This window comes from Bacillus sp. MN7755 (assembly GCF_054771475.1).
Genome location: NZ_BTRL01000017.1, coordinates 149,938 through 175,019, shown reverse-complemented (window position 1 = coordinate 175,019; position 25,082 = coordinate 149,938). Strand labels below are relative to the sequence as shown.

General features: G+C 36.8%; 23 protein-coding genes. 21 read left to right on the top strand and 2 right to left on the bottom strand.

Annotation, left to right across the window (positions count from 1 at the left end):
* Positions 1–126 precede the first annotated feature (126 nt).
* The 5 genes from accD (at position 127) to ACYVEC_RS20070 (ending at position 5,449) form a co-directional block, all read left to right on the top strand.
* Positions 127–996, top strand: a complete 870-nt coding sequence (gene accD / locus ACYVEC_RS20090) for an acetyl-CoA carboxylase, carboxyltransferase subunit beta (protein ID WP_063224720.1) — start codon at positions 127–129, stop codon at positions 994–996.
* Positions 984–1,958 carry an acetyl-CoA carboxylase carboxyl transferase subunit alpha gene (gene accA / locus ACYVEC_RS20085; RefSeq protein ID WP_063224721.1) on the top strand — a complete coding sequence of 325 codons (975 nt, stop codon included), beginning with the start codon at positions 984–986 and terminating at the stop codon, positions 1,956–1,958. The genes accD and accA overlap by 13 nt, the downstream gene beginning before the upstream one ends.
* Positions 1,959–2,086: 128 nt before the next feature.
* Positions 2,087–3,046, top strand: coding sequence for a 6-phosphofructokinase (gene pfkA / locus ACYVEC_RS20080; RefSeq protein WP_000821156.1), 960 nt, complete (start codon positions 2,087–2,089; stop codon positions 3,044–3,046).
* Positions 3,047–3,099: 53 nt separating this feature from the next.
* Positions 3,100–4,857: a pyruvate kinase gene (gene pyk / locus ACYVEC_RS20075; RefSeq protein WP_063224722.1), complete on the top strand. Its 1,758-nt coding sequence runs from the start codon at positions 3,100–3,102 to the stop codon at positions 4,855–4,857.
* 202 nt (positions 4,858–5,059) lie between these two features.
* Complete coding sequence (locus tag ACYVEC_RS20070) at positions 5,060–5,449, top strand: FxsA family protein (RefSeq protein ID WP_063224723.1); 390 nt, start codon at positions 5,060–5,062, stop codon at positions 5,447–5,449.
* 510 nt (positions 5,450–5,959) lie between these two features.
* On the opposite strand, the gene ytvI is transcribed toward ACYVEC_RS20070, so the two are convergent.
* A complete protein-coding gene (gene ytvI / locus ACYVEC_RS20065; protein ID WP_063224724.1) occupies positions 5,960–7,078 on the bottom strand; it encodes a sporulation integral membrane protein YtvI in 1,119 nt (372 codons plus the stop codon).
* Between the two features lie 422 nt (positions 7,079–7,500).
* On the opposite strand from ytvI, the gene ACYVEC_RS20060 reads away from it, so the two are divergent.
* The 5 genes from ACYVEC_RS20060 to ACYVEC_RS20040 all read left to right on the top strand — a co-directional run bounded on the left by ACYVEC_RS20060 (position 7,501) and on the right by ACYVEC_RS20040 (position 12,599).
* Positions 7,501–7,962, top strand: a complete 462-nt coding sequence (locus ACYVEC_RS20060; RefSeq protein WP_063224725.1) for a DUF441 domain-containing protein — start codon at positions 7,501–7,503, stop codon at positions 7,960–7,962.
* Positions 7,963–8,349: 387 nt separating this feature from the next.
* The gene (gene citZ / locus ACYVEC_RS20055) at positions 8,350–9,498 is read left to right on the top strand and encodes a citrate synthase (protein ID WP_142332791.1); all 1,149 of its coding nucleotides are present in this window, start codon (positions 8,350–8,352) and stop codon (positions 9,496–9,498) included.
* A gap of 160 nt (positions 9,499–9,658) precedes the next feature.
* Complete coding sequence (icd, locus tag ACYVEC_RS20050; protein WP_000206898.1) at positions 9,659–10,951, top strand: NADP-dependent isocitrate dehydrogenase; 1,293 nt, start codon at positions 9,659–9,661, stop codon at positions 10,949–10,951.
* A 19-nt stretch (positions 10,952–10,970) separates the two neighbouring features.
* Positions 10,971–11,909 (top strand): malate dehydrogenase, encoded by a 939-nt coding sequence (gene mdh / locus ACYVEC_RS20045; RefSeq protein ID WP_000153242.1) that lies wholly within the window; start codon positions 10,971–10,973, stop codon positions 11,907–11,909.
* Positions 11,910–12,125: 216 nt separating this feature from the next.
* A complete protein-coding gene (locus ACYVEC_RS20040; RefSeq protein ID WP_063224726.1) occupies positions 12,126–12,599 on the top strand; it encodes a MaoC/PaaZ C-terminal domain-containing protein in 474 nt (157 codons plus the stop codon).
* 56 nt (positions 12,600–12,655) lie between these two features.
* On the opposite strand, the gene ACYVEC_RS20035 is transcribed toward ACYVEC_RS20040, so the two are convergent.
* Complete coding sequence (locus ACYVEC_RS20035; RefSeq protein WP_001241581.1) at positions 12,656–12,787, bottom strand: hypothetical protein; 132 nt, start codon at positions 12,785–12,787, stop codon at positions 12,656–12,658.
* A 90-nt stretch (positions 12,788–12,877) separates the two neighbouring features.
* Here ACYVEC_RS20035 and ACYVEC_RS20030 point away from each other — a divergent pair, with 90 nt between their 5' ends.
* The 11 genes from ACYVEC_RS20030 (at position 12,878) to ACYVEC_RS19980 (ending at position 25,080) form a co-directional block, all read left to right on the top strand.
* A complete protein-coding gene (locus ACYVEC_RS20030; RefSeq protein ID WP_063224727.1) occupies positions 12,878–13,114 on the top strand; it encodes a hypothetical protein in 237 nt (78 codons plus the stop codon).
* Positions 13,115–13,262: 148 nt separating this feature from the next.
* Complete coding sequence (gene phoP / locus ACYVEC_RS20025; protein WP_063224728.1) at positions 13,263–13,982, top strand: two-component system response regulator PhoP; 720 nt, start codon at positions 13,263–13,265, stop codon at positions 13,980–13,982.
* The gene (gene phoR, locus ACYVEC_RS20020) at positions 13,975–15,738 is read left to right on the top strand and encodes a sensory box histidine kinase PhoR (protein ID WP_063224729.1); all 1,764 of its coding nucleotides are present in this window, start codon (positions 13,975–13,977) and stop codon (positions 15,736–15,738) included. The genes phoP and phoR overlap by 8 nt, the downstream gene beginning before the upstream one ends.
* A gap of 283 nt (positions 15,739–16,021) precedes the next feature.
* Complete coding sequence (polA, locus tag ACYVEC_RS20015) at positions 16,022–18,655, top strand: DNA polymerase I (protein ID WP_063224730.1); 2,634 nt, start codon at positions 16,022–16,024, stop codon at positions 18,653–18,655.
* Between the two features lie 12 nt (positions 18,656–18,667).
* Positions 18,668–19,498: a DNA-formamidopyrimidine glycosylase gene (gene mutM / locus ACYVEC_RS20010; protein WP_063224731.1), complete on the top strand. Its 831-nt coding sequence runs from the start codon at positions 18,668–18,670 to the stop codon at positions 19,496–19,498.
* 72 nt (positions 19,499–19,570) lie between these two features.
* Complete coding sequence (gene ytaF, locus ACYVEC_RS20005; RefSeq protein WP_000281740.1) at positions 19,571–20,203, top strand: sporulation membrane protein YtaF; 633 nt, start codon at positions 19,571–19,573, stop codon at positions 20,201–20,203.
* Positions 20,204–20,256: 53 nt separating this feature from the next.
* A complete protein-coding gene (gene coaE, locus ACYVEC_RS20000) occupies positions 20,257–20,859 on the top strand; it encodes a dephospho-CoA kinase (RefSeq protein WP_063224732.1) in 603 nt (200 codons plus the stop codon).
* Positions 20,860–20,968: 109 nt separating this feature from the next.
* Positions 20,969–21,997 (top strand): glyceraldehyde-3-phosphate dehydrogenase, encoded by a 1,029-nt coding sequence (locus ACYVEC_RS19995; protein ID WP_000198973.1) that lies wholly within the window; start codon positions 20,969–20,971, stop codon positions 21,995–21,997.
* 387 nt (positions 21,998–22,384) lie between these two features.
* Positions 22,385–22,768: an adenosylmethionine decarboxylase gene (gene speD / locus ACYVEC_RS19990; RefSeq protein WP_002003660.1), complete on the top strand. Its 384-nt coding sequence runs from the start codon at positions 22,385–22,387 to the stop codon at positions 22,766–22,768.
* A gap of 285 nt (positions 22,769–23,053) precedes the next feature.
* Entirely contained in the window at positions 23,054–23,515 is a 462-nt protein-coding gene (gene nrdR, locus ACYVEC_RS19985; protein WP_001203687.1) for a transcriptional regulator NrdR, read from the top strand.
* A 152-nt stretch (positions 23,516–23,667) separates the two neighbouring features.
* Positions 23,668–25,080, top strand: a complete 1,413-nt coding sequence (locus tag ACYVEC_RS19980; RefSeq protein ID WP_063224733.1) for a replication initiation and membrane attachment family protein — start codon at positions 23,668–23,670, stop codon at positions 25,078–25,080.
* Positions 25,081–25,082: the final 2 nt, after the last annotated feature.

Sequence of the window (25,082 nt, the reverse complement as noted above, 5' to 3'; positions counted from 1 at the left end):
GTTAAAGTTAAACGTAAAGAGTGAGGTTATTAGACAGATTGAGAAGATAAGGCTAACATCAAACTTTGGTGTTAGCCCAATTTTCTTCCTACGCTAACCTTAGCTCTCAACGAAGGGGGTCAAATTGTGCTAAGAGATTTATTCGTGAAAAAGAAAAAGTATGCTGCAATACCTTCAGAACAAGTACGAAAAGATGTACCAGATGGCGTTATGACAAAATGTCCGAAATGTAAAAAAATCATGTATACGAAAGAACTTCTAAAAAATTTAAAAGTATGTGTGAATTGTGGATATCATCATCCTATGAATGCATGGGAACGTCTTGATAGTATATTGGACGAAGGGTCATTCCGTGAGTATGACAAAGAAATGGTTTCATTAAATCCACTCGAGTTTCCACATTATGAAGAGAAACTAGAGAGCGATCGTAAGAAGACTGAATTGAACGAAGCGGTTGTAACTGGTGAAGGAACAATTGATGACATGCTTGTTGTTGTTGCAGTAATGGATTCTCGTTTTCGAATGGGGAGCATGGGCTCTGTTGTAGGAGAAAAAATTGCCCGTGCGGTTGAAAAGGCATACGACTTACAAGTTCCATTTATTATCTTTACTGCTTCGGGTGGTGCCCGTATGCAAGAAGGGATATTAAGTTTAATGCAAATGGCAAAAACAAGCGTAGCTTTGAAAAAGCATAGTAATGCAGGAGGATTATTTATTTCTGTTATGACTCACCCAACGACGGGCGGGGTTTCAGCAAGTTTCGCTTCACTTGGTGATTATAATCTTGCAGAACCAGGGGCACTGATCGGATTTGCTGGTAGACGTGTAATTGAACAAACTGTGCGTGAGAAACTACCGGAAGATTTCCAAACGGCAGAATTCTTACTAGAACATGGTCAATTAGATGCGGTGGTGCATCGTGATGATATGAGAGAATCGCTCCGTAAGATTTTAGAAGTTCATCAAGGAGGGGAAATGGCTGTATGGCAGAGCTAGAATTTGAGAAACCAGTTGTTGAGCTAAGAAATAAGATTCGTGAACTGAAAGACTATACGAAAAACAGCCAGATGGACTTCAGTGAGGAGATTCGTATTTTGGAAGACAAGCTAGAAAAATTAGAGGAAGATATATACGGCAATATGAAAGTATGGGACCGTGTTCAAATTGCTCGTCATGCAGAACGACCGACAACGCTCGATTATATTGAGCACTTATTTACTAATTTTTTTGAATGTCATGGAGATCGCCTATTTGGCGACGATGCAGCGATTGTCGGCGGCATTGCGAAATATAAGGGGATGCCTGTAACTGTAATTGGGCACCAACGCGGAAAAGATACGAAAGAAAATATTCGTCGTAATTTTGGGATGCCTCATCCAGAAGGATATCGAAAAGCACTGCGTCTAATGAAACAAGCGGAAAAGTTTAATCGTCCTATTATTTGTTTCATCGATACGAAGGGAGCTTATCCTGGTAAAGCAGCTGAAGAACGTGGACAAAGTGAGGCAATTGCCCGTAATTTATTTGAAATGGCGGGTTTAACTGTACCTGTTATTTGTATTGTTATCGGTGAAGGTGGTAGCGGTGGTGCGTTAGGTCTTGGAGTAGGCGATTACATTCATATGCTAGAAAATTCCACGTATTCTGTTATTACACCAGAGGGTGCGGCAGCAATTCTTTGGAAAGATGCTAGTAAAGCAAAAGAAGCTGCAGAAGCGATGAAAATTACAGCAGCGGATTTGAAAGAATTAGGTGTAATTGACGAAATTATTCCAGAGGCAAAAGGCGGAGCACATCGTAATCTTTTAAAACAATCAGAAAACATAGATTTAATGCTTAAAAAAACTTTTGAACAATTAAGTGGAATTTCGAAAGATGAATTAATCGAAAAACGTTATGAAAAATATATGAAAATTGGGCAAGTTTCGTTTTCAAACGCTTCCATTGGGATAAAATAAGAAAAGCGTGCGTTCCTCTTCGCGAATGCACGTTTTTATTATGAAAAGACACATCTTCTCCATTGTGTTTTTATATTTTTTCGTGTTATTTTATTATAAGGCAAATAATCTTTATGAGGTGAGTACAAATGAAACGTATTGGTGTATTAACAAGTGGTGGAGATTCACCTGGTATGAATGCTGCCATTCGTGCAGTTGTTCGTAAAGCGATTTTCCATGATATTGAAGTATATGGTATTTACCATGGATACGCTGGATTAATTTCTGGTCACATTGAAAAATTAGAACTAGGTTCTGTTGGCGATATTATCCACCGCGGTGGTACGAAATTATATACAGCAAGATGTCCTGAGTTTAAAGACCCAGAAGTACGACTAAAAGGTATCGAGCAATTAAAGAAACACGGTATCGAAGGACTTGTTGTTATTGGTGGAGATGGTTCTTACCAAGGCGCTAAAAAATTAACTGAACAAGGATTCCCATGTGTTGGTGTACCAGGTACAATCGACAATGATATCCCTGGAACAGACTTCACAATTGGTTTCGATACAGCTCTAAACACTGTTATTGATGCAATTGATAAAATCCGTGACACAGCTACATCTCATGAACGTACATATGTTATCGAAGTAATGGGACGTCACGCTGGTGATATCGCATTATGGGCTGGTTTAGCTGATGGTGCAGAAACAATCTTAATTCCAGAAGAAGAGTATGACATGGATGATGTTATCGCTCGTCTGAAGCGCGGTAGCGAACGTGGTAAAAAACACAGTATTATCATTGTGGCTGAAGGTGTTGGAAGTGCAATTGACATCGGTAAGCACATTGAAGAAGCAACAAACTTTGATACTCGCGTAACTGTATTAGGTCACGTACAACGTGGTGGATCACCAAGTGCACAAGACCGTGTATTAGCAAGTCGTCTTGGCGCAAGAGCAGTTGAATTATTAATTGCTGGTAAAGGTGGACGTTGTGTAGGTATTCAAGATAACAAACTTGTTGATCATGATATTATCGAAGCGTTAGCTCAAAAGCATACAATCGATAAAGATATGTATCAATTATCTAAAGAATTATCCATCTAATCGGCTTAATGTCGGATATTTGGGAACGGTTTCATAATTTTCGGAGGTGCAATATGCGTAAAACTAAAATTGTATGTACTATAGGTCCTGCTAGTGAAAGTATTGAGAAATTAGAACAATTAATGGAAGCGGGTATGAACGTTGCTCGTTTAAACTTCTCTCATGGTAGCCATGAAGAGCACGGCGCTCGTATTAAAAACATCCGTGAAGCTTCAAAGAAAACTGGTAAAACAGTTGGTATCTTACTTGATACAAAAGGTCCAGAAATTCGTACTCATGACTTCGTAGACGGACAAGCTGAGCTTGTAACAGGTGCAGAAGTAGTTCTTTCTACTGAGCAAGTATTAGGTACTGCAGAGAAGTTCTCTGTATCTTATGCTGGTCTTTATGACGATGTAGACCCAGGTTCTCGTATTCTAATCGATGACGGTCTTATCGAACTAGAAGTAATCGAAAAAGCTGACGGAAACATCCGTACAAAAGTTCTTAACAGCGGAACTGTAAAAAATAAAAAAGGTGTTAACGTACCAAACGTAAGCATTAAGCTTCCTGGTATCACTGAAAAAGACGTAAAAGATATCATCTTCGGTATCGAGCAAAAAGTTGATTTCATCGCAGCATCTTTCGTTCGTAAAGCATCTGACGTATTAGAAATCCGTGAATTATTAGAAGAGCATAACGCTCAATACATCCAAATCGTACCAAAAATTGAAAACCAAGAGGGTATCGACAACATCGATTCAATCTTAGAAGTTTCTGACGGTTTAATGGTAGCTCGTGGTGACATGGGTGTAGAAATTCCACCAGAAGAAGTACCATTAGTACAAAAACGTCTAATCAAAAAATGTAACGTGTTAGGTAAACCAGTTATTACTGCGACACAAATGTTAGATTCTATGCAACGTAACCCACGTCCAACTCGTGCGGAAGCAAGTGACGTAGCTAACGCAATCTTCGATGGTACAGATGCAATCATGCTTTCAGGTGAAACAGCTGCTGGACAATACCCAGTAGAAGCAGTAACTATGATGGCTAACATTGCAGTGCGTGTTGAAAAATCATTACAATATGAAGATATGTTCAAAAAACGTATTAAAGAGTTCACTCCAACAATTACAGATGCAATTAGCCAATCTGTTGCGCATACAGCACTTGCTCTTGATGTAGCTGCAATCGTAGCTCCAACAGAAAGTGGATATACTGCGAAAATGATCTCTAAATACCGTCCGAAATCTCCAATCGTTGCTGTAACATCTGACGAGCAAGTAGGACGTCGTCTTGCACTTGTTTGGGGTGTACAAGCATTTATGGCTGAGAAGCGCGCAGCTTCTACTGACGAAATGTTAGATACAGCAATTCAAACAGGTATGGATGCAGGTCTAATCGGACTTGGAGACACTGTTGTAATCACTGCTGGTGTTCCGGTTGCTGAAACTGGTACAACAAACTTAATGAAAATCCACGTTGTGGGTGAAGAAGTTGCTAAAGGACAAGGAATCGGACGTAAAGCTGCAAAAGGTAAAGTAGTTGTAGCAAAAACAGCTGCTGAAGCTGTAGTGAACGTAAACGAAGGTGATATCCTTGTTACAACAAGTACTGATAAAGATATGATTCCTGCAATCGAAAAAGCTGCTGCTCTAGTTGTAGAAGAAGGCGGTCTAACAAGCCATGCTGCTGTTGTAGGCGTATCAATCGGTATTCCTGTTATCGTTGGTGTAAACGGCGTAACAGCAACTTTAAAAAATGGCCAAGAAGTAACAGTTGATGCAGCGCGCGGAATTGTTTATAATGGACATGCGGAAGTGCTATAAGTAATACGAAGAGAAGGATCGGAGTCCTTCTCTTTTTTTTTACACAAAAAATAAGTTAGAACTAGCTTGAAACGCCTGAAATTGCTTTTAAAAGCTGTTTACTATGAGTTTGATACCAGAAAAATGTATTAGGTTTTTACATGGTGTATACGGGTGTTGTGAGGGTGTTTAAAGTGATGATATATGGAAGGAGTGTAGAACTGTGAAATGGTTACTATTCTTGTTTATTTTAATACCGGCGATTGAGATTATAGTCTTAATTGGATCAAGTCATGTAATAGGTTTATGGTCTACGTTCGCTATGATTGTATTTACGGGTGTTGTAGGTGTCTATTTAGCGAAAAGGCAAGGGTTTAAAGTGCTTGGAGAGATTCAATCTAAGCTGAATAGAGGAGAAATGCCAGGAGGGGCAGTGCTAGATGGTATTTTTATCTTTGTAGGAGGTATTCTTTTAGTGCTTCCTGGATATGTAACGGATATAATGGGTTTTATCTTTGTTATTCCTGTGACGAGGGCTTTGTTGAAACCGTTTGTTATGAAGTGGATGGAATGGAAGTTTAGAAAGAACTCTACTATTATTGTGCAGAAATAGTACTTAGATTATAGCGATCTAAGTACTATTTTTTTTGCCTGCAAAAGGATGAGAGGCTGGTCAAAGTTCTGTTAATTAAAGTTTTAATTTATTATATGTACTGTGTATTTATGTGATTTAAGGGTTTGGTGGCTCGTAATGAGTGTGTTGTAGGAAGATCCTTCTGAACTAAAGTTTATTTTTGAGTATAAAATGAATCAATTGGTATGGAAAAAAGTTAGATAAGAGTAGGGGATTGTTAGTTTAAGTCTCATTCCACGCTATTTTGTATATTTATTCATTTACATAAAAAGTAATAAATGTAAGTAATAATTATAAAATAAATAGAATAAATATGTAAAAATACCTCAAAATATGTGTTTTTATGCAAAAAAACAAGAGGATTATCCTTTTGTTCGGTAAATCCTCTTGTTGTATGTAATGAGTGTGAAAAATAAGTACAAGGAATAATCAGTGGGAAATTCCCACTGATTACATGTAAGTTTTTTGTTGTATATGAATTAGAAACTATTATTTTGAAGGTGAGCCTTTAATATATTTCCACAAATCATGGAATACACGAGCTTTGTGCAATGTATTAAGTAGTACTAAGATGACTGGACCGATGATTAATCCTAAAAAGCCGAAGAGTTTAAAGCCGACAAATAGAGCGATCAGTGTTGCTAATGGATCGAGGCCGATATTAGATGAAAGCACTTTAGGCTCCATAATTTGTCTTTGGACAATCACGACGATGTATAAAATGAGAAGACCGATGGCGAAAGCAGTGTCGCCAGTGAAAAATACATATATAACCCAAGGAACGAAGACAGCTCCTGTTCCTAAATACGGGAGTAAATCTACAACTCCTGTAATAATCGCGATAGTAATGGCGTATGGTACGCGTAATATTAGAAGGCCGATTAGTACAATAACAGTTGTCATAGATACGAGCGTTAGTTGTGCTTTAACAAAACCAAATAAAGCTTTTCTTAAATCGACAAAAATAGTTTTTCCATAGCCGTGAACACGGGTGGGTAAAAATTTTCTTACTTTTTGAGCAAGAAGATGCCAATCGTAACTAATGAAGAAAGTGGCTAATAAAACGAATACAAGGACAGTTAACGTTGTTGGTAGTGCACTAATGAAATTTGTTAACCCGCTTATAATAGCTGATAAAAGATCTTTCATTTGCGTCGTTGCTTCGGTTCCTAAGTTTTGAATGTTTTGTGTAATCGTATAGCGCTGTGGTTCCCCAAGATGATTAAATTTAGAAATTAAATCATCATAGAGAGGCATAATATGATTAAGTGCAAACTGCTGAGCGAAGGTAACGATATCCGGAAACTTTACTGTAACAAGTTGTAGTAAGTATGTTGTGGCAGATATGGCTTCCGTTACAAGGTATGTAACGAGTCCGACGATAGCTCCGAACACGAGAATTAAGCTAACGAGTACAGCTAGTGCACGAGGAAATTGTAGTTTTTGATTAAGGAAATTGACGACAGGGTTAATCAAATAAGCAAATGCGAAAGCGATAATAAAAGGATAGATAAGTCCTGACATATATAGTAATGCATAGAACCCGACTACCGTCGCTACGATGACAAATATGAGTCGCAATATCATATATAGTAAGTTTCGATTCAAAGATGTATACCTCCCATTCCAATTTGGATTATCTTGATTCGTTCAACTTATAACGAGTGTAATGCACTGATTAAAGTTTCACGTTATGTTATAGTGGAATGATGGATTTTTTTCCTGCTTTTTCAGTGCATGAGTGACTGTAAAAGCTTGATGTTGATGCTTCTACTATATGGTAAAAACTTCATTTTCTCTTCTTTTTATTTTACCTGTTTCTTATTAGAAAAGAAAGAAGAGACGATCGTTTTCAAACATGTATACATGCTTGAATTTTTTTGGTGAAAGTCTCGTTTTTCAATTTTAAAATGCATAAAAAATTGAAGGTGTTATTGATAAATAGGCATCCGTATATCATGTATAACGATCGGTTTAAAGGTATTTTTGTTTGGAAATGAGTTCATTATTTTCAGAAAGGAAGTGCAAACATGATTAGTCAGTCAACGTTATTTTTATTCATACTACTTATTATAGGACTTATTGCGAAAAACCAATCGCTTACTTTAGCTATTGGTGTGTTATTTTTATTGAAATTTACGTTTCTAGGAGATAAAGTCTTTCCTTATCTACAAACGAAAGGGATTAACCTCGGTGTTACGGTTATTACAATAGCGGTACTCGTACCGATTGCAACGGGGGAAATAGGTTTTAAACAACTTGGAGAAGCAGCGAAGTCGTATTATGCATGGATTGCTTTAGCTTCAGGGGTAGCGGTTGCTTTGCTAGCGAAAGGCGGCGTACAATTATTGACAACGGATCCTCATATTACAACTGCGCTCGTTTTCGGGACAATTATAGCAGTTGCTTTATTTAATGGGGTTGCTGTAGGGCCATTAATTGGGGCTGGAATTGCCTATGCAGTTATGAGTATTATACAGATGTTTAAATAAGGAATTTTATAGTAATATAAAAATTTTGAATTCTTTCTGTTCACAAAAGTCAGATAATTGTTTATAATAGGATTAGAAACTTTGAAAAGTTACATAACAGCAGAGACTTTACACCAGATAAAATAAAAACAACATAAAACAATTTTATAATGATATTGTTTTATGTTGTTTTTATCATAAAACTCTTCGGAATTAATTTTCCTCACTAACTTGTTGTTTTGAGCGTGAGGATTCGGGGAGACATTCACGCTCATGCTTTCCATGTAGACAATGGACAATAAGAGGGGAACATCGCAACAAATTTGCATGATCGTGCATTTTGCTTGCCTAAAGAGTGAACGGGCGTTCATAATTCAAAAGGGGAGCAAATAGATATAAGGAGCAAGGTTGGGAGAATTTTCAGGAAAAGGAGAGAATGTCATGACTGTTATTCGAGGTTTAGAAGGGGTAGTAGCAACAACATCATCTGTGAGCTCTATTATTGATGATACATTAACTTATGTTGGGTATAATATTGATGATTTAGCTGAGAATGCTACGTTTGAAGAAGTAGTGTACTTATTATGGCACCGCAAGCTTCCTAATGAAAAAGAACTAGCGGAATTTAATGAAATTGTATGTGAATACTATAAAGTTCCAGGTGAGATTTTAACATATTTGAAACAAGTAGATTTAAAAATCGCACATCCGATGTCTGTTTTACGAACTGCAATTTCCATGCTATCATTATACGATGAGAGCGCTGAAATTATGGATGAAAAGTCCAATTATTTGAAAGCGGTTAAATTGCAGGCGCAAGTGGGAACTTTAGTTGCTGCTTATGCAAGAATTCGTAAAGGTTTAGATATTGTTGAGCCTAGAAACGATTTATCATTAGCTGCAAACTTCTTGTACATGTTAAATGATCGCGAGCCAAATGAAGTTGAAATTGAAGCTTTTGATAAGGCGCTTGTACTTCACGCAGATCATGAGTTAAACGCTTCTACATTTACTGCACGCGTTTGTGTAGCTACACTTTCAGATGTGTATTCTGGTATTACAGCAGCAATCGGTGCATTAAAAGGTCCTCTTCACGGCGGGGCAAATGAAAATGTAATGAAGATGTTAACTGAAATTGGTGAAGAAGAAAATGTAGAATCATATATTCATAATGCTCTTCAAAATAAAGTGAAAATCATGGGCTTTGGCCACCGTGTATATGAGCAGGGTGATCCGCGTGCAAAACATTTACGCGAAATGTCTAAGAGATTATGCGTGCTTTTAGGAGAAGAGAAATGGTATAATATGTCTATCAAAATTGAAGACATCGTAACAAAAGAAAAAGGTCTTCCACCAAATGTTGATTTCTATTCAGCTTCTGTATACCATTGTTTAGGAATTGACCATGACTTATTTACACCTATTTTTGCAATTAGCCGTATGTCAGGCTGGTTAGCTCATATTCTAGAACAATATGAAAACAACCGTTTAATCCGTCCGCGTGCAGATTATAATGGACCAACACATCAAGTGTATGTTCCAATTGCACAACGATAAGCGAATAACACTATTTTGATAGTGAAAATACGCTTTCAAAAGTCTGATTTTTTCGGAAAGATGTAATGATTAGAATATTTTAATTTGACTAACGGTTTGAACTGAGGGGTTATTCCCTCAGTTTCATACATATGAAATTTCAAACATGGGGGTTATCACATTGACGACAGGTGAAAAAATTACTGTAACTAATGGTGTTATGAATGTACCAAACAATCCGATTATTCCATTTATCGAAGGAGATGGAATTGGTCCTGATATTTGGGCAGCTGCATCTCGTGTACTAGAAGCAGCAGTTGAAAAAGCTTATGATGGTGAGAAGAAAATCGTTTGGAAAGAAGTGCTTGCAGGGGAAAAAGCATTCAACCAAACAGGCGAGTGGTTACCAGAAGAAACTTTAAATTTAATCCGTGAATATTTAATCGCGATTAAAGGTCCACTTACAACTCCAGTTGGCGGTGGTATTCGTTCTCTAAACGTAGCACTTCGTCAAGAATTAGATTTATATGTATGTCTACGTCCAGTTCGTTATTTTGAAGGTGTTCCTTCACCTGTAAAACGTCCGGAAGATACTGATATGGTTATTTTCCGTGAAAATACAGAAGACATTTATGCTGGAATTGAATATGCACAAGGATCTCCAGAAGCAGAAAAAGTTCTTGCTTTCTTAAAAGAAGCAATGGGTGTTAATAAAATCCGCTTCCCAGAAACATCTGGTATTGGTATTAAACCAATCTCGGAAGAAGGGACAAAGCGTCTTGTTCGTGCTGCAATTCAATATGCAATTAACGAAAAACGCTCTTCTGTTACATTAGTTCATAAAGGAAACATTATGAAATTTACAGAAGGTGCTTTCAAAAACTGGGGTTACGAAGTAGCGGAACAAGAATTCGGCGACAAAGTATTTACTTGGGCTGAATATGATCGCATCGTTGAGAAAGATGGTAAAGATGCAGCGAATAAAGCGATGGCAGACGCTGAAGTGGCTGGAAAAATCATCGTAAAAGATTCTATTGCAGACATCTTCTTACAACAAATTTTAACGCGTCCACGTGAGTTCGATGTTGTTGCAACAATGAACTTAAACGGAGACTACATCTCTGATGCACTTGCTGCACAAGTAGGTGGAATTGGTATTGCACCTGGTGCAAATATTAACTATGTGACTGGACATGCTATCTTTGAAGCTACACACGGTACAGCTCCAAAATATGCAGGTTTAGATAAAGTAAACCCATCTTCGGTTCTTCTTTCTGGTGTATTATTATTAGAGCACTTAGGATGGAACGAAGCTGCGAAATTAGTAACTGCTTCAGTTGAGAAGACAATTGCTTCAAAAGTAGTAACTTATGATTTCGCACGCTTAATGGAAGGTGCAACAGAAGTGAAATGTTCTGAGTTCGCTAATGAACTTATTAAAAACATGGATGTAGCGATAATCAAAAACGCATAATTAAAGCGGGGGGTAAATTATGACAATCAAACGCAAGAAAGTTTCAGTCATCGGTGCAGGATTTACAGGAGCAACAACAGCATTCTTATTAGCACAAAAAGAACTTGCAGATGTTGTATTAGTGGACATTCCACAACTGGAAAATCCAACAAAAGGGAAAGCGTTAGATATGTTAGAAGCGAGCCCAGTACAAGGTTTTGATGCTAACATTATTGGAACATCTGATTACGAAGATACTGCTGATTCTGACGTTGTCGTTATTACAGCAGGTATTGCACGTAAGCCTGGTATGAGCCGTGATGACTTAGTAGCAACAAACTCTAAAATTATGAAAAGTATTACGCGCGACATTGCAAAACATTCACCAAATGCGATTATTGTTGTATTAACAAATCCAGTTGATGCAATGACATATTCTGTATTTAAAGAAGCAGGATTCCCGAAAGAGCGTGTTATTGGTCAATCGGGCGTATTAGATACAGCTCGTTTCCGTACATTCATCGCGCAAGAATTAAATCTTTCTGTGAAAGACATTACAGGATTTGTTCTTGGAGGACACGGTGACGATATGGTACCTCTTGTACGTTATTCTTATGCAGGTGGCATTCCGTTAGAAACGTTAATTCCGAAAGAGCGTTTAGAAGCAATCGTAGAACGTACCCGTAAAGGTGGCGGCGAGATTGTAGGCTTATTAGGAAACGGTAGTGCATATTACGCACCAGCTGCTTCTTTAGTTGAAATGACAGAAGCAATCTTAAAAGATCAACGCCGTGTATTACCGGCTATTGCGTACCTTGAAGGTGAATATGGTTATAGTGACCTTTACTTAGGGGTACCAGTAATTCTAGGTGGTAACGGAATTGAAAAAATTATTGAATTAGAACTTCTTGCAGATGAAAAAGAAGCGTTAGATCGCTCTGTAGAATCTGTACGTAATGTTATGAAGGTTCTTGTTTAATAATTAAATATAAGCGGAAAAAGATTCGGGGTCCCGAATCTTTTTCTACTATTTATTGAAATGTTTTTTTGAAATAATATGAAAACGCTATCATTTGTAATATCCTATAATGAAACTATAGATTTATACTATACATTGCCCTCATCATAGTAAATTTCGGATAAGGTATCGCTTTTAGTAGGATAATAAGGTGAAAAAATCGGAGGGGGTTGTAACATGTTAAAGAAAAAAGTTCAAATTGGTCGTAAAATGGATGAAATTACAGTAGGAGAGAAATTATCTATCACTGAAAAAATTGAGGATAAAGATTTGTTATTGTACTTAGGGTTAACGAATGATGCCAATCCATTATATATTCAGCATGATTACGCATCCCAAACTCCGTATGAAAAGCCGATTGTACCAAGCATTATGCTAACTGGAATGATTACAACGGCAGTTACGAAATATTTACCAGGTCCAGGTAGTCATATTACGAGAAAGGACCTTACATTCGTGAAGCATGTTCACCATTATGAAACGTTACAAATCCACTTTGAAGTTGTGGCTGTTTCTGAGGAGGAACATACAATTGATATGCTTGTATCTGCTCATGACGAAAAAGGGAATACTGTTGTGAAAGGCTCATTAACAGTAACGCCACCTTATAAATCAGTCTCTATTATGGAAAAAGCATTAGATAATTTTTAAAACATGAAAATATGAATAGCGCTAGCATACCTTTTATAAGGGTGCTAGCGCTATTTTTAGTTGAAGAATCCTTGTGTAAATCCCTCGGCAAAATCGGAGCAACCTGTTTTAATCGTATCCCAGCTTGGGGCGTTGAATGTAAGAATGCACGTTACTATTAAAGATAGAATAGGTAACACTAGTCGCATAATAGACCTCCATATAATTTATATTTGTATATTTAAATTAATAATATAATCGTTGGAAATGTAAGTCAATGAAAGGAGTGGTTTTTTAAGGTGAGATGGAAAAGAGAAGACGTTACCTTTGAAACGATGAGAGAAGCTGAAGTGTGGGCGGACGGGGTCGCGAATGAAATGTATGGAAGACTATTTGATGGATATGAAACACTAGACTATAAAATAGCGTATGCTCTTTCGTTTTTTCTAGCGCAAAATCGAGAATTCAATATTCATACGGAAGTAGAATGGAATGAAAAGATAGATGTGTATAAAGTATGGATAACAACACGTTAATGGAAGTGAATGAGTGATAACAATGGCACAATCTGATTCCATGAATAGACAATTATATTGAGAGGGACCTTGTTTTCTAGTATGATGAGAATAACGGGGAAAATACTAGGATGAAGAAGGTTTCAAGTCTATAACTTGGAGGAAAAGAATGAACAATCGTATTTTAGTAGTTGATGATGAGGAGTTTATCTTAACTTTAATTGAATTTAATTTACAACAAGCTGGGTTTGAAGTGATAACAGCGATGGATGGAGAAATGGCGCTTCAAAAAGCGACAACAGAACGCCCAGATTTAATTATATTAGATTTAATGCTTCCAAAAATGGATGGTATGGAAGTGTGTAAAGAATTACGATTGCAGCGTGTTATGACGCCGATTTTAATGTTAACAGCAAAAGATGATGAATTTGATAAGGTGCTAGGTCTTGAACTTGGGGCGGATGATTATATGACGAAGCCATTTAGCCCAAGGGAAGTTGTTGCACGTGTGAAGGCGATTTTACGCCGTACGAAATTGCAACAAGAAGAGCAAGTTACAGAATCATCAGATGAAGAGAGTATCACAATTGCTGAGCTTAAAATTTTACCAGAGTTTTATGAGGCTTATTTCCAAGGAAGAAAGCTTGAATTAACACCAAAAGAGTTTGAACTACTTGTTTATCTTGCGAAAAATAAGAGCCGCGTGTTGACGCGTGATCAATTATTAAGTGCTGTATGGAACTATGATTTTGCTGGTGATACACGAATTGTGGACGTTCATATTAGCCATTTGCGCGATAAAATTGAAAAAAATACGAAAAAACCGGCGTACATTAAAACGATACGTGGTTTAGGATATAAATTAGAGGAGCCAAAAGGGGATGAATAAATTTCGTTCCAGGCTTCTTTTTACATTTGTTTCTCTTATTGTTTTTATATTAGTCGGACTAGGTTTATTGCTAGAAACCGTGTTTGAAAACTACTATATAGATCATGCCAAAGAGAGAATGGTAAAAGAGACAGAGTATGTTGCGGTATTAGCAGAAGAACAAGGTTTTGATGATGTTTTAAAAAATCCATATGTATTTGAAAAGTTAGAAGAAAAAATACAGGCTTCTATTGCATTTGTAGATGAAAAAAAGAAAGTTCAATATAGCGGGGGAGAACAGTCTGCGTTTAGCCAAGGAATAATTAAAGAACTCTCCTCTGAAACAACAAAGCAAAGAAATAAAGTCATTACGAAAGAAACAGATCAGAATAACGAATTTTACCATGCGGTATTCGTTCAAGATATAGCAGGGAAACAAGGGTACATTTTGGTGAAAAGTACAATTGAGCCTTTGAAAGCTGTTCATCAAAAAACGTGGGGATTATTAATTATCGGATTTGTTATCGCTTGTCTCGTAGTTGTATTTTTAGGTATGAAAATTACAGGGCAATATATTAGGCCAATTGAATCTGTTACGAAAGTTGCTATTGAATTAGCGAAAGGGAATTATAAAGCGCGCGCTTATGAAAGTCATTCGGATGAAACGGGAATGTTAAGTAAAGCGATTAATATTTTAGCCCGTAATTTACAAGAGATGACACTTGAGCAAGAAATGCAACAAGATCGTCTGCATACGTTAATTGAAAATATGGGAAGTGGAATGATTTTAATTGATAGCCGCGGTTATATAAACCTTGTAAACCGTTCGTATAAGGAGACCTTCCATGTAACAGATGAAGAATATTTAGATCGATTATATTATGAGTCGTTTCATCACCCGGAAATTATAGAGCTTGTAGAAGAAATCTTTATGACAGAAGTGAAAGTGCGTAAACAAATGTTATTGCCACTTGGAATTGAGCGAAAGCATTTCGAGGTATACGGAGCACCGATTATCGGGACGAACCATGAATGGAAAGGGATTGTCCTTGTATTCCATGACATTACTGAGCTGAAAAAGTTAGAACAAATGAGAAAAGACTTTTTAGCGAATGTTTCTCATGAACTAAAAACGCCGATTACTTCTATTAAAGGTTTTTCAGAAACACTCTTAGACGGTGCTATGGATAATAAAAAATTCTGCGCACATTTCTTGCACATTATTTTAAAAGAAAGTGAACGTATGCAAGGATTAATTGAAGATTTATTAGATTTATCAAAGATTGAGCAACAAGGATTTAAATTAAGTATGGGGACCGTTGATATGAAGGGACTTCTTGAAGACATTCATATGGTGCTTGATAATAAAGCAGGAGAAAAAGAAATCTCCTTACAAGTAAATACGATAAAACGTGTCTCTGTCATTGGAGATCCAAGTCGTTTGCAGCAAATCTTTATTAATTTAATGAATAACGCAATCGTATATACGCCGGCTGGAGGCGTTGTTTCTGTAGAATTAGCAGAAGATAAATATAATGCTTATATAAAAGTATCCGATACTGGAATTGGTATTAGTAAAGATGAAATTCCGCGTATTTTTGAACGCTTTTACCGAGTGGATAAAGCGAGAAGTAGAAATACTGGTGGTACAGGCCTTGGATTATCAATTGTAAAGCATTTAGTAGAAGCACATCACGGTACAATTACAGTGGATAGTGAAGTTGGGAAAGGGACAACATTTACAGTTGTTTTACCAAAATCAGCAACTGAAAAATAGGATGAAGGATGTTTACAATATATTAACAATGGCTTAATTAAATATTAATAAAGCTCTGTTAATATAATACATGAAAACCCCTTCATCCAAGGAGTAATTTTGGACGAGAATAGTTACGCTGTTCTCGTCACTTCCCTTTTATGTTAGTAAACGTTTGTATATATAATAGAAAATAGCCGTTATTTTTCTTCTCTCTATTAGTCATGTTAATATAGAGAGAGGAAAGGAACGGTTTTTTTCTGTGAAAAAAATCATTTCAAATTTGTATGGGGAGGTTTCTGATTTGGAAAAAAAAGTCGTATTAGTAGATGGTAATAATATCGCGTATCGTGCTTTCTTTGCACTACCGCTTTTAAATAACGACAAAGGTATACATACGAACGCAATTTACGGTTTTACAATGATGTTAATGAGAATATTAGAGGAAGAAAAACCGACGCATATGTTAGTAGCGTTTGATGCGGGTAAAACGACATTCCGTCATAAAACATATAGTGAGTATAAAGGAGGGCGTCAAAAGACTCCACCTGAATTATCAGAACAATTCCCGTTTATTCGTGAGATGCTTGATGCATTCAACGTACCGCGTTATGAATTAGAAAATTATGAAGCGGATGACATTATGGGAACGCTAGCAAAAGAAGCGAGTGAACAAGGAGCAAGTGTAAAAGTTATTTCAGGAGATAAAGATTTACTGCAACTTGTTTCTGATAACACGCTTGTATGTATTCCTCGAAAAGGGATTACGGAAGTAGATGAATATACGAAAGAAGCTTTATTTGAGAAATACAGCTTATCACCAAAGCAAATTATCGATATGAAAGGTTTAATGGGAGACCAATCAGATAATATTCCAGGTGTACCAGGAGTTGGTGAAAAAACTGCGATTAAATTGTTAACACAGTTTGGAACGGTTGAAGAAGTGTATGAAAATCTAGATCAAGTAAGCGGGAAGAAATTAAAAGAGAAACTGGAAGCGAATAAGGATCAAGCTCTTATGAGTAAAGATCTTGCTACTATTATTATAGATGCGCCGATTACTGTGCATGTAGATGATATGGAATATAAAGGGTATGAACCGAGCGATGTCATTCCAATGTTCGAGAATTTAGGATTTACATCTCTTTTAAATAAATTAGGTGTTACGCCAGAAGAAACGGCTCCAGCTGAATTAGATGATATTACATTTGATATTGTAGAAGAAGTTACAGAAGAAATGCTTCAGCAAGATAGTGCGCTTATTGTTGAAGTACAAGAAGATAACTATCATAAAGCAGACATTCAAGGTTTTGGTATTCAAAATGAAAATGGTTGCTACTTTATTCAGACAGACATTGCTCTTAAGTCAGATGCATTTAAAGACTGGCTTGCAGATGGAGAGATGAGAAAGCATACATTTGATGCGAAGCGTGCAATCGTTGCACTGAAATGGAACGGTATAGATATACAAGGGATTGATTTTGATCTATTAATCGCTGCTTATTTACTTGACCCGGCTGACACAGATAAAGATTTCCGTACTGTAGCGAAAATGAAAGAAACGCATGCTGTGAAATCTGATGAAGAAGTTTACGGAAAAGGCGCGAAGCGTGCTGTTCCAGAGTTAGAAGTAGTAGCGGAGCATGTAGCTCGTAAAGTGCATGTATTATATGATGTAAAGCAAACATTCATTGAAGAGTTAGAAAAGAATGAGCAATATGAACTGTTTACAGAGTTAGAATTACCACTTGCGCGCGTATTAGCTGATATGGAAGTAAAAGGTGTAAAAGTTGATACAGAGCGTCTTCGTAATATGGGAGAAGAACTTGCAGGCAGATTAAAGGAAATGGAACAGGAAATTTATAAGCTTGCAGGAACAGAATTTAATATTAATTCACCGAAGCAGCTTGGTGTTATTCTGTTTGAGAATTTAAACTTACCGGTTATTAAAAAGACGAAAACAGGTTATTCTACGTCAGCTGATGTACTAGACAAGCTTATGGATCACCATGAAATTATTCCAAACATTTTACATTATCGTCAATTAGGGAAACTAAACTCAACTTATATTGAAGGTTTATTAAAAGTTGTACATGAAGATTCATCTAAAATCCATACTCGTTTCAATCAAGTATTAACGCAAACAGGTCGATTAAGTTCAACGGATCCAAACTTGCAAAATATCCCGATTCGATTAGAAGAAGGAAGAAAGATTCGTCAGGCATTCGTTCCATCAGAAGAAGGATGGATTATGTATGCGGCAGATTATTCACAAATCGAACTTCGTGTATTAGCTCATATTGCAAACGATAAAGGGCTAGTTGAAGCTTTCCAAAATGACATGGATATTCATACGAAAACAGCTATGGATGTATTTGGCGTTGAAAAAGATGAAGTAAATTCGAATATGAGACGACAAGCGAAAGCTGTTAACTTCGGAATTGTATATGGTATTAGTGATTATGGTCTTTCACAAAACTTAGGAATTACAAGAAAAGCAGCAGCGGAATTTATTGAAAGGTATTTAGAAAGTTTCCCTGGTGTACAAGAATACATGAATGACATCGTAAAAGATGCGAAGCAAAAAGGATATGTGGCTACATTATTAAATCGCCGCCGTTACATTCCGGAAATTACGAGTCGTAATTTCAATTTACGTAGCTTTGCTGAGCGTACAGCTATGAATACACCAATTCAAGGTACTGCAGCAGATATTATTAAAAAAGCGATGATTATTATGGCAGATCGTTTAGAAGAAGAAGGATTACAAGCGCGTCTTCTTCTGCAAGTACACGATGAATTGATATTTGAAGCACCAAAAGAAGAAATTGAAAAATTAGAGAAGCTTGTACCAGAAGTGATGGAGCATGCAATTGAACTTGCAGTTCCGCTGAAAGTTGATTATTCGTACGGTCCAACTTGGTACGACGCAAAATAAGGAAGTGATGAAATGCCTGAATTACCAGAGGTTGAAAACGTCAGACGGACACTTGAAAATCTTGTAACAGGAAAAACGATTGAAGATGTTATTGTTACCTATCCGAAAATAGTAAAACGACCGGATGATGCAGAAATCTTTAAAGAAATGCTAAGAGGCGAGAAGATTGAAAATATAAAGCGAAGAGGAAAGTTTTTGCTTTTATATGTAACGAATTATGTTATTGTTTCACATTTGCGTATGGAAGGTAAGTTTTTACTGCATCAAGAGGATGAGCCAATTGATAAGCATACGCACGTCCGTTTCTTATTTACAGATGGAACTGAATTACATTATAAAGATGTGAGAAAGTTTGGTACGATGCATCTCTTTAAGAAAGGTGAAGAGTTGAATCAAATGCCTCTTGCTGACTTAGGTCCGGAGCCATTTGATGCTGAATTGACACCGCAGTATTTACAAGAAAGATTGCAAAAGACAAATCGCAAAATAAAAGTTGTATTATTAGACCAGCGTCTTTTAGTGGGGCTTGGAAATATATATGTAGATGAAGTTCTATTCCGTTCTCAAATTCACCCAGAACGAGAAGCGTCGTCTTTAACAGCAGAAGAAATCGAACGAATTTACGAGGCGACTGTTACAACGCTAGGCGAAGCGGTAAAGCGAGGCGGAAGTACAATTCGAACATATATCAACTCACAAGGGCAAATTGGTTCGTTCCAAGAACTTCTAAATGTATATGGAAAAAAAGGAGAACCGTGTGTAACTTGCGGTACGATATTAGAAAAAACAGTTGTTGGCGGAAGAGGAACGCATTACTGCCCAATTTGTCAGCCGAGAATATAGAAAAGAGATAACATCGGATAGGCATTTGTCATATACATACAGCAGAGCTATGTATAAGGGAGGAGCTTACCGATGTACCTTTATTTATCTCTTATTTTATTAGCTTTTACATTAAGCTTAGATAGCTGTAGTGTAGGGCTAACATATGGTTTAAGAAGTGTAAGAATTCCACTAAGATCAATTATAATTATCGGAATGTGTTCAGCGGCTGTTATGCTTGTTTCAATGGGGATTGGACATATGATCGCGAAAATATTTTCACCTGTTATCGCAACGCGTATCGGTGGGCTTGTTCTTATTGGAATAGGAATTTGGGTATTATATCAATTTTTTCGAAGTGAGAAAAAAGAAGAGCCGAAGCAAGAGGAGAAGGTCTGGAAATTAGAGATTGCCTCGCTTGGGTTAGTGATTCAAATTTTACGGAAACCGACTGTAGCAGATTTCGATAAATCAGGCACCATTTCTGCAGGAGAAGCATTGCTTCTTGGTATTGCTCTATCTGTAGATTCGTTCGGTGCTGGAATTGGTGCATCTTTATTAGGATATGCACCGGCTATGATGGCGATATTAGTTGCAGTGATGAGTTCTTTGTTTTTATTTATTGGAATGAAACTTGGAACAGTTTTATCAAATATGAAATGGTTGCAAAAATTTACATTCCTGCCTGGGGTATTACTCATTATTATTGGAATTTGGAAAATGTAAGTATGGGCGTGGAACATTAGTTTCGCGCCTTTTATATTGTGAGGAGGATTATGATGACAGTAGTAATTGGATTAACGGGAGGCATTGCAAGTGGAAAAAGTACAGTGTCTCAAATGTTTCGTGAACTGAGTATACCAGTTATTGATGCAGATATTATTGCGCGAGAAGTTGTAGAACAAGGAAAACCTGCATATAACAAAATTGTAGAGGTATTTGGAACGGAAGTGTTACAAGAAGATGGAGAATTAGATCGTCCAAAACTAGGAAGTGTCGTTTTCTATAATGAAGAAAAACGATTGCAGTTAAATAAAATTGTTCATCCTGCAGTGCGTGAGGAAATGAATAGGCAAAAAGAAATGTACATAAAAGAAGGTATGCAAGCGGTTGTGTTAGATATTCCTCTCTTATTTGAAAGCAAATTAACAAGTCTTGTTGACCGCGTTTTAGTTGTAGCAGTTAAGCCACAAACGCAATTAGAACGTTTAATGAAGCGAAATAATTTTTCAGAAGAAGAAGCAACAGCTCGCATTCAATCTCAAATGCCATTAGAAGAAAAGGTGAAGAATGCAGATGAAGTGATAAATAATGATGGCACAATTATGGGAACGAAAACACAATTGCAGGTTATTTTAAAGAATTGGAACATTATTGACTAAAAAATTGTGAAATTAATGAAAATGCTTAGTGACATATCCCCTTTTTGTGTTATACTATTATTGGGATTGGAGATAAATAGTATAACGCATTCAAGGGGGATAACATATTATGACTCGTGTGGCAATTAATGGATTTGGACGTATTGGGAGAATGGTATTTCGTCAGGCAATAAAAGAAAGCGCATTCGAAATTGTAGCAATCAATGCAAGCTATCCATCTGAAACGTTAGCACATTTAATTAAATATGATACAGTTCACGGTAAGTTTGACGGAACAGTAGAAGCATTTGAAGATCACTTATTAGTTGATGGGAAAATGATTCGCCTTTTAAACAACCGCGATCCAAAGGAATTGCCTTGGACAGATTTAGGTGTTGAAGTTGTAATTGAAGCAACTGGTAAATTTAATTCAAAAGAAAAAGCAATTCTTCATGTTGAAGCTGGAGCGAAAAAAGTTATTTTAACAGCGCCTGGTAAAAATGAAGATGTAACAATTGTAGTTGGTGTGAACGAAGACCAATTAGATATTACAAAACATACCGTTATTTCAAATGCATCTTGTACAACAAACTGTTTAGCGCCTGTTGTGAAGGTGTTAGATGAGCAGTTTGGAATTGAAAACGGTTTAATGACGACTGTTCACGCTTATACAAATGATCAAAAAAATATTGATAACCCACATAAAGATTTAAGAAGAGCACGTGCTTGCGGACAATCAATCATTCCGACAACGACAGGTGCTGCGAAAGCGCTAGCAAAAGTTCTTCCACATTTAAACGGAAAACTTCATGGTATGGCACTTCGTGTACCAACACCAAACGTGTCTCTTGTTGACTTAGTAGTAGATGTGAAACGTGATGTGACAGTTGAAGCTATTAACGATGCATTCAAAACTGTTGCAAACGGTGCGTTAAAAGGCATTGTAGAATTCAGTGAAGAGCCTTTAGTATCTATTGACTTTAATACAAATACACACTCAGCTATTATTGATGGTTTATCTACAATGGTAATGGGTGATCGTAAAGTAAAAGTACTTGCTTGGTATGATAACGAGTGGGGCTACTCTCGTCGTGTTGTAGATCTTGTAACGTTAGTTGTTGACGAATTAGCGAAACAAAAAAATGTGCAACATATTTAAGTGAATAAGGGAGAGGGCAAGTGAATATTGCCCTCTCTTTTTTTAATTTTTTCTGAAAAGGAAAAAATTATATGAGTATATTTTGGAAAGTGGACATACCACGAAGCGTTGTTATTACTGTATTTGTGAATCATTTCTTTTTTTTAGGGAAAAGTAAAGAGGAAAATATGACAGAAAATCGAAAAAACTGTTGTTGCAAAATGAAAATAAACAAAGTATACTAACACTCGTAAACTTAAGAGCTGAGGTACGTAGTCACTACTTAAAGGGTTAGGACCTCTCTGGACTAACTTTCCCCCGTGGTAGTGGAGCAAGCCAAATTGCAAATTAGTTTTCAATTCGAACAGTTAGAATAAATTTACAAGGGGGAACTGTAGAATGGATACTATGGATACGATGGGTCGTCACGTAATCGCTGAACTTTGGGATTGCGATTTCGACAAGCTTAATGACATGCCGTATATTGAACAATTATTTGTGGATGCAGCACTAAGAGCTGGTGCTGAAGTGCGTGAGGTTGCTTTCCATAAATTTGCACCACAAGGTGTAAGTGGAGTAGTAATTATCTCGGAATCACATTTAACAATTCATAGCTTTCCGGAGCACGGTTACGCAAGTATTGATGTTTATACTTGTGGGGATCGTATTGATCCAAATGTTGCTGCAGAATATATTGCAGAAGGTTTAAACGCGAAAACGCGTGAGAGCATCGAGCTTCCTCGAGGCACTGGTAGCTTCGAAATTAAGCAGAGAGAAACAAAAGCTCTTTAAAAAAGAACATAATTGATTTAAAATGTAAAGAGGTGTATAATGCACCTCTTTTTTAGTTTATAAAAAAGGAAAAATATAACGTACTTGTTAGTTAGATAAACTGAGCTCTTACGAATAAGTTAGCACCCTATCTACCATCTTATTTTTGAAAACGGGATGATAAAATAATGCGCTTAAACTTAAAGTGGTAAGAGAGTTAGAATGAGTTATATAATATTGTATATATATTGTCAGATGAAGTAAGTTGAGAAAAAATAAAGAGTATAGTGTAAAGGAGTGAATATATTGCGTTGTCCATCCTGTTCTCATAATGGTACAAGAGTGTTAGATTCGCGTCCGGTAGACGAGGGGCGCTCTATTCGAAGAAGGAGAGAGTGTGAAAGTTGTTTAAGCCGCTTTACGACATTCGAAAGAGTAGAAGAGTCACCTCTTATCGTTGTAAAAAAAGAAGGCACACGAGAAGAGTTTAATAAAGAAAAGATTTTACGTGGCTTAATTAAAGCGTGCGAAAAAAGACCAGTATCTTTAAGGCAATTAGAAGAAGTAACTCAAAGTGTGGAACGTGAACTTCGTAATTTAGGTATATCAGAAGTGAAAAGTGATATGATAGGCGAAATTGTTATGGAAGAACTGCGTGATATTGATGATGTTGCTTACGTACGTTTTGCATCTGTATATCGCCAATTTAAAGATTTAAATGTATTTATTGAAGAATTAAAAGATATACTGCAAAAAGAAAGAGAGTAGAATCTGTATTGTATTCTCTTTACATACCGTAAGTAATGAGATAAGAGAGCTAGAAGCGAAAGCTAATAGCTCTTTTTCGCTAAGAAATTATATAATGAAGATAGAACGAATGAAGTAGAGGATAGATTGGATGAGAGAAAGGAAAAGCAAGAATGGAAAAACAGTCATGGATGGAGCTATTGCCAATTGATCGTTATAAAGTAAGTGCGAAAGGGTTACTGCATAATTACGACCGAAAAGTGTTAACGATGTTGTATCAGCCGTTAATAGGTAGTAGAGCGTTTAGCTTGTACATGACGCTATGGGGAGAGTTAGAGCAAGATCGTGTGTTTGGAAAAGAGAATACGCATCATTCCCTTATGGTGACTATGCAAATGCAGCTTCCCGAAATATATGAGGAACGGGTAAAGTTAGAGGCAATTGGGCTTTTGAAAGTATATATTAAGAAAGAAAAAGATATTCGAATGTTTATATACGAGCTGCAACCACCTTTATCGCCGAAACAGTTTTTTGATGATATTGTTTTAAGTATCTTTTTATACAATCGATTGAGTCGGACAAAATATAATCAAGTAAAGCAATATTTCTTAGAAGAAGAATTTGATTTTGTATCTTATGAAAATGTTACACGTTCTTTCAATGATGTGTTTGGTTCGTTTAATCCAGGTCAGCTTGAGCATGCGCAAGAAGATCTTCGTATTCCAAAAACGACAGCTATGCCAAGTAACGAGAAGGGGGACGCTCCGAAAGTTTGGAATGACTTCTTTGATTTCTCCTTATTTGTAGATGGCTTGTCCGCTCTTGTTCCTAAAAAGGCGATTACAGATCAAGTGCGGGAATGTGTCATTACGCTTGCTTACGTATACGGTGTAGATGTGTTATCGATGCAAAATATCGTTCTTGGTGCGGTGACAGAGATGCAGACAATTGATATTGAAAGGCTTAGAAAAGGAGCACGTGATTGGTATCAGTTCGAAAATGGTCAAGCGTTACCTGTATTAAGTGAAAGAGTACAGCCTCACGCTGCACGTATGATGAAAGAGAAAGAGCCCTCTACGCAAGAAGAGATGTTAATAAAACAGTTAGAGGAAATCTCACCAAAACAACTATTGAAAGAAATTTCTGGTGGTGCAGAGGCGACGAAGGCTGACTTGCAAATCGTTGAAGATGTAATGATCAATCAAAAGTTAACGCCAGGTGTTGTGAATGTACTTATTTATTACGTTATGCTACGCTCAGATATGAAACTTGCGAAAACGTATGTGGAGAAGATTGCAGGGCATTGGGCACGCAAAAAGGTCGGTACAGTAGCTGAAGCAATGGCGTTAGCGAAAGAAGAAAACCGTCAATATCAAGAATGGGCTGAGACGAAGAAGAAAGGCCGTACGTCGAAGAAAACGGTCCGAAAAGAAATGGTACCAGATTGGCTGAAAGAAGAGCCGAAAGAACAAGAGAAAGAAACAGAAACAGTGAAGAAAGATGTAAGTAAGAAAAAAGATGCAAATACGTTAGATGATGAACGAAAACGACTAGAAGAAGTGTTAAAAAAATATAAGCGTGATTAATA